Annotated in this window: 2 protein-coding genes; both read left to right on the top strand. The window is 68.8% G+C overall.

Annotation, left to right across the window (positions count from 1 at the left end):
• The first annotated feature begins 130 nt into the window (after nucleotides 1-130).
• Entirely contained in the window at nucleotides 131-1,669 is a 1,539-nt protein-coding gene (gene istA / locus ACFUJR_RS39080; RefSeq protein WP_383181642.1) for an IS21 family transposase, read from the top strand.
• Nucleotides 1,669-2,460, top strand: coding sequence for an IS21-like element helper ATPase IstB (istB, locus tag ACFUJR_RS39075; RefSeq protein WP_383451290.1), 792 nt, complete (start codon nucleotides 1,669-1,671; stop codon nucleotides 2,458-2,460). The genes istA and istB overlap by 1 nt, the downstream gene beginning before the upstream one ends.
• Nucleotides 2,461-2,571 lie beyond the last annotated feature (111 nt).

Raw genomic sequence — 2,571 nt, 5'->3', positions numbered from 1 at the left:
TGACGGCGGCCATGGCAAGCTCCCCATAGGCGGCCATTTACCGCCCCACTGATGGCCACGGGTTTCCCCGCGTACGGCCAGATTTCTCCCCGCTCGCCCCGAGTAGTCCCGCTCGGCGAAGCTGGAGCGGGTGAAGAACAGCAGGGAGATCATGGAGATCCTTGAGGCTTACGACCTCACAGGCAGTTACCGTGCCGCGGCCGAGCTGGCCGGGTGCGACCACCACACGGTGGCGCGATACGTGAAGATGCGGGCGGCCGGCCAGCACCCTGACCAGCGCCGTCACCGGTCCCGGGCGATCGACGACTATCTGCCGAAGATCGAGGACCTGGTGGTCCGCTCGCAGGGCAGGATCCGTGCGGACGTGGTTCACAAGAGGATCGCCGCGATGGGCTTCACGGGCGGGGAACGCACCACCCGCCGCACCGTCGCCGAGGCGAAAGCCCAGTTCAGGGCCGGCCGGCGCCGCGTCTATCGGCCGTGGGTGACCGAACCGGGGCTCTGGCTTCAGTACGACTTCGGTGACGGCCCGGTGATCAAGGGCCGCAAGACCACGCTGTTCTGTGCATGGCTGGCCTGGTCCCGTTTCCGTGTCGTCATCCCGATCTGGGACAAGACGCTTCCGACGGTCACCGCGTGTCTGGACGCCACGTTCCGCCGGATCGGCGGGATCCCGGCCTACGTCCTGACGGACAACGAGAAAACGGTCACCACCGATCACGTCGCCGGGATCGCCATCCGTAACCCGGAGGTCGTCGAGGTCGCGAGGCACTACGGCACGACGATACGGACGTGCTTGCCGGCGGACCCGGAGACCAAGGGTGGCTCGGAGTCCACAGTCAAGATCGCGAAGGCCGATCTGGTGCCCCGGGATGTGAATCTGCGCGAGGAGTACAGGACCTTCGGCGAGCTGGAAGCCGCCTGCCGATCTTTCTGCGAAGAGGTCAACTCCCGCACGCACAAGGCGACTCGGCGCAAGCCCGTCGAGCGTCTCGCGGAAGAACAGCAGCGTCTGCACCCGCTGCCGAAGAGCCCGTTCACCGCCGCGTTCGGCACCACCCGCCGGGTCACCTGGGAGTCGACGATCTCCGTCGACGCGGTCCGCTACTCGGTCCCGCACCAGCTGATCGACACCCGGGTCTGGGCCCGTTTCCACGGCGACGAGCTGATCGTCACCGCTGTCGACGAGCACGGCTCGGCCATCGAGGTCGCCCGCCACCCGCGCGGCGAGCCCGGCTCGCCGGTCCTGGATGACGCCCACTATCCGCCGCGCGAGAACAAGGAAGCGGACCGCACCCCGCGGGCCACGTCCGCCGAGGAGGCCGCGTTCCTCCAGCTCGGCCCCGGCGCCGCGTCCTGGCTGGTGGAGGCCGGTGCGGCAGGGGTCCGCCGGGTCAAGGCGAAGATGGCCGAGGCCGTCGCGCTGTCGAAGCTCTACTCGGCAGCGGAAGTCGACCGCGCGCTCGGCACCGCTGCGGTCACCGCCCGCTTCGCGGACAAGGACCTCATGTCGATCCTCGACTACCAGGCCGTCCACGGGATGGCCGAGCCGGTCCGCCGCAGTGAGGACCACTCGCTGCAGCCCGGCACCTCCGCCTGGTCCGCCCTCGGCGCCCCGGCCGCGAGCACTCCCGATCTTTCCGAGTACGACGAAAGCGACCTCGCCTGATGGCCACCCCTCTTCGCACCGTTCCCGGCACCAACGGCGACCCGCTCGCCGAGGCCATCGACCTGACCCGGCGGCTGAAACTCCCGCACATCCGCAGGTCGCTGACCGACATCATCCCCACCGCGAAGGCCCAACGCTGGGATCCCGCCGAGGTCGTCCGTGTCCTTCTTGCCGAGGAAGCCGCCGGACGCGACCGCGCCAACCTCCACACCCGCCGCAAGCGGGCCGGCTTCCCCACCGGCAAGACCTTCGGCGACTGGCACGAGGGCAAGTCCTCCATCCCCAGGGCCACCCAGGACGCCCTGAAGAGCCTGGAATGGATCGGCCGCCGCGAGAATTCTTGTATCTGTGGGCCCTCGGGCACGGGAAAGTCGCACTTCACCGAGGCTCTCGGGCAGACCGCGGTCGAAGCCGGCCTGACCGTCGCCTGGTTCACCATCGAGGACCTGGGCGCCCTGGTCCGCCGCCACCGCGCGGACGACTCCATCGCCCGGGCCCTCGCGAAGATCGTCCGCTCGGACCTGATCATCGTCGACGACATCGGCCTGCTGCCCGTCTCCGAGGACGCCGCCGAGGGCTTCTACCGCCTGGTCGACGCGGCCTACGAGCGACGCTCGATCGCTGTCTCCAGCAACCTCCACCCGTCCGGATTCGACGAGATCATGCCCAAGACCCTGGCCACCGCGACCGTCGACCGACTCCTCCACCATGCCCACGTCACCGTCACTCAGGGTGACTCGTTCAGGTTCACCGAGGCCACCACCGGGAAGGGGGTGAAGCCCTTCAGCTGATCCACATCAACCACTGGCGGGGAGATATCTGGCCGCCAGCGGGGACTCTTAACGGCCGCCAGCAGGGAGAACTACTGGCCGCCTACGGGGAGCACTACACGGCCGTTGACA

Source organism: Streptomyces sp. NPDC057271 (assembly GCF_042668715.1).
Taxonomy (GTDB): domain Bacteria; phylum Actinomycetota; class Actinomycetes; order Streptomycetales; family Streptomycetaceae; genus Streptomyces.
Note: the sequence above shows the minus strand (reverse complement) of the source record. Positions and strands in the feature narration are given on the sequence as shown.